This is a genomic window from Anoxybacillus sp. J5B_2022 (assembly GCF_026847645.1).
Lineage (GTDB): Bacteria > Bacillota > Bacilli > Bacillales > Anoxybacillaceae > Anoxybacteroides.
The window spans coordinates 1-3,292 of sequence record NZ_JAPSMC010000109.1 but is presented as its reverse complement, the minus strand read 5'-3'; the positions used below and the strand labels follow the sequence as shown (position 1 = coordinate 3,292).

The following is a 3,292-nucleotide window of genomic DNA, read 5'->3' as shown; positions in this document are numbered from 1 at the left end:
AAAAGTTAGTAGAGAACTTGCCACCGCTTTCGATCGGGGAAATCAACTTTATGGGGCTAGAAGCGAAGCTCAATGAAAAACGCGACTTGATCATCACACTACTTATTCGCAACGGCAGCGATAAACACATTCAGCTCGAGCAAATCCCGCTCGTTGTGGAAGATGCGTCTGGAGATATCGTCTGTAAAGGGGTATTCCAGCTCGAACATTTGGAAGTGAGAGCGAACACAAGCAAACCGTGGACGTTTATTTTCCCATCTAATCTATTACTGAAAGAAGCTATCGATTTAACGAAATGGAAAGTATACCCACCAAAAGCTTAACCAATAAAAAAGATGCTGTTTCGAACAGGGAATATTCCTTGCTTCAAACAGCATCTTTTTATGTATATGATCAGCGCCATACGTTTAACGAGGCAAGACGGTCATGATGCTCTAGCGCCGCAACTTCTTTCGCACCATTGAAATAACGACGTGCACCTAAATACGATTTTCGCCAATACGATTCATCAAGGTCAGAAATCATGACACCTTTTCCCGAACTCGCGTGAATAAACTTGTTGTCCCCAATGTAAATCCCTGCGTGGGAAGCCGTTTTTTTGTAAGTCGCAAAAAAGACTAAATCCCCTACTGCTAAATCGTCTTTTTCTACTTTTTCTCCTTTTCGGTATTGCTCCTCCGCCGTTCGTGGAAGATTTACGCCAAATTCCCGATACACGTACGTCAGAAACCCTGAACAATCAAACCCTTTCGGCGTCGTGCCACCCCATTTATACGGAACACCAATGTATTGTTTGCTAAACGATACGATGTCCAATTCTTCTGCAAATGCGTAATGTCCGCTGAAAAACACGAACAGCGAAGCCATGATGATCGCTAGACGTTGTTTCATCTGTCTCCCCCTAACCAAACAACCGTTCTCCATCTTTGAAACCGATTGCAATTTCGGTTATTCCACTCCACCCAATCAAAATTTTACCGCATTTCGGGAGAGTGTTGTGTTTCATTCCTATTAAAAATTCGTGTTTATATTACATTTTTGTTACAACATTTACTTTTAAGTTGCAAAATTCTACAAAATTTTTAATAGAAAAAAAGCCGGTTCCGATAAAGAACCGACCTTCACATCTATTATTTCGCTACGCTAAATTCGACGTAAGCCCCTTTTTTCATCAGAGCCCCATCTTTGCTTTTCACCGTTGGTGGAATGACTAACAAATAAGATGTCCCTTTTTTCAACGAGCTGTTCGGCTTAATAACAAGCTGCGTTCCTTTGCTTACTTGCACAGTTACCGGAACTTCCTGCCCACCTAATTCATATAGTTTAATTCCTAGTTTGCTTGTGTCACTAATTAGTTTACGAGAAAATTTCATCGTAAACACTTTATCGGCAGGCACGTTCCGTAGCTTCCCTAATGATTGATATGCACTTAGCTGCTTTAGAAGTAAATCACGATGAGCCGCATACAACTCTTTGTTCACAGCAGTCCATACATTCGGTTTGACGCCGACTTCATGGATGGTTGTTCCGTTCGGTGAGAAAAAGCGGGCGATTGTCAATTTCAGTACGCTGCCATCCGACAATTCAAAAATTTGTTGCATTGACCCTTTTCCGAACGTCCGTTGTCCATATAACACCGCTGCTTTTTGGTCTTTCACAGACGCCGCCACCATTTCGGAGGCGCTAGCGCTCGATGCGTTTACAAGCACGTCAATCGGACCGTTCATTTTCACCGATTGAGTAATCGCATCGTACACTTCTGGAACGTTTGAGCGGTCGCGCAGCTGAAACGCCGTCTTCACGTTCGGGAAAAAGCCAAGAATTTGCTGGGCAGCATCCACATATCCCCCCGGATTGTCACGTAAATCAAAAATCCATCCTTTCACTCCAGAGAGAGAGCGGATCGCTTGTTCAATATCGTTCACCGAATCACTATCAAAACTATAAAGACGAATATAGCCGATATTGCCTGCTAATCTCGAAAACTCGACATTCGGCCAATTAATTTTTTCACGCGCCACATCCAATGTAAACATCTCATTCGTTGACGGACGAAGCACTTTTATATGAACCGTTGTCCCTTCTTGCCCTGTAATGAGTGTGACGGCCTGTTCGCTCGTTTTGCCTGCTAATGACTGGCCATCTACTTCTGTAATGATATCGCCTGCACGCAAGCCCGTTCGTTCTGCTGGACCTCCTTTTAATACAGAAGTCACTTTGATTCCTGCTTCATCGATATCAAACGTAATGCCGATTCCGACAAATTCCATGTTGATCGAATCAAGAAATTGTTGATATTCCTGTGCCGTCATATACGTGGAATATTTGTCTAAATGCTGGACGATTTCTTGCGGTGTCGATCCGTTTAATACATCTTCACTGACAGTATCAACATAATAATCGCGGATATATTGACGAACTTCATCGAGCGTGCTTGTAGACGTCGTCGCCGCCGAAACGCCGAACGTGGACGTTGTGAACGAAAATAAGAAGACAAAAGGAATAAAGAATTTTCTTACCATTTCCCGCATTACTGTTTCCCTTCTTTCGCAAGGTCGTTTATTGTACTTCTAAAATGACTGGTGCTTCAAAATCAGCGAGATAACGATTTAACGCTGTTTTCGCGTTCGCATCCTTTACATACGGCAGCCATTTCTCGCATAACCGAAGCAGCCGCTCTGCTTTCTCAATGTCGTCTTGCTCATACGCCGAAATGATTTCATCAAACGCCAACATGATGTTCATCGGATAAAAAGCCCGCTGTTTTGTCGTTTCCGCTGGGCGCACGTACGTTTCCGTCATTTTTTGGCGCACCACTGACCCGCTCACTTTTTGAATCAACACTTTCGTCTTTTTCAGCTGTTCATCAAAAGAAGGATACACGTCATAAACAACTTCTACCTTCCCAGAAATAAGCGATTGGTCGATACGCGACTTTAACGAAATTAACCGTTCCCCGCTTTCGATCGCACTAATATAATACGCTGCCTGTCTAATCGTACGGTCCGCTTTTTTCAGACGCTCGCGATACTGCTGCTTAACCGGGCCGTCTTTTAACCGTTCGATCCGCTGTTTTGTTTCACTGTAGCTCCTTTTCGTTTTGTTATACAGCGCATACGGTTTAGACAGTTGACGGGAGTGAATCGTTCGTTCCAGCTGCTCTGTATAGCGCTCTAGCTTCCCTACATCGGAAGATAGCGAAGCTGCTTGGGCAGAAACAGGGTAAAACGCCGATGCAATGATGACGAGCAATGCGAACATTGCAACGAACACCCGCCTTATGCTTGATTTG

Annotated in this window: 4 protein-coding genes; 1 reads left to right on the top strand and 3 read right to left on the bottom strand. The window is 43.8% G+C overall.

Annotated features, from left to right (window positions below; translation table 11 throughout):
- The coding region (locus M4I42_RS16410; protein WP_268853125.1) for an SLAP domain-containing protein at nt 1-323 on the top strand (323 nt) is incomplete at its 5' end.
- Between the two features lie 70 nt (nt 324-393).
- Here the strand turns inward: M4I42_RS16410 and M4I42_RS16405 are convergent.
- The 3 genes from M4I42_RS16405 to M4I42_RS16395 all read right to left on the bottom strand — a co-directional run.
- Nucleotides 394-891 (bottom strand): C40 family peptidase, encoded by a 498-nt coding sequence (locus M4I42_RS16405; RefSeq protein WP_268853124.1) that lies wholly within the window; start codon nt 889-891, stop codon nt 394-396.
- 239 nt (nt 892-1,130) lie between these two features.
- Nucleotides 1,131-2,531: a S41 family peptidase gene (locus M4I42_RS16400; protein WP_268853123.1), complete on the bottom strand. Its 1,401-nt coding sequence runs from the start codon at nt 2,529-2,531 to the stop codon at nt 1,131-1,133.
- A gap of 28 nt (nt 2,532-2,559) precedes the next feature.
- Nucleotides 2,560-3,292 (bottom strand): hypothetical protein (locus M4I42_RS16395; RefSeq protein WP_268853122.1); only part of this gene is annotated, 733 nt, incomplete at its 5' end.

Excerpts from the sequence above, each read along its gene's own strand:
- M4I42_RS16400 (WP_268853123.1), bottom strand. The coding sequence starts at position 2,531 with ATGCGGGAAATGGTAAGAAAATTCTTTATTCCTTTTGTCTTCTTATTT.
- M4I42_RS16405 (WP_268853124.1), bottom strand. The coding sequence starts at position 891 with ATGAAACAACGTCTAGCGATCATCATGGCTTCGCTGTTCGTGTTTTTC.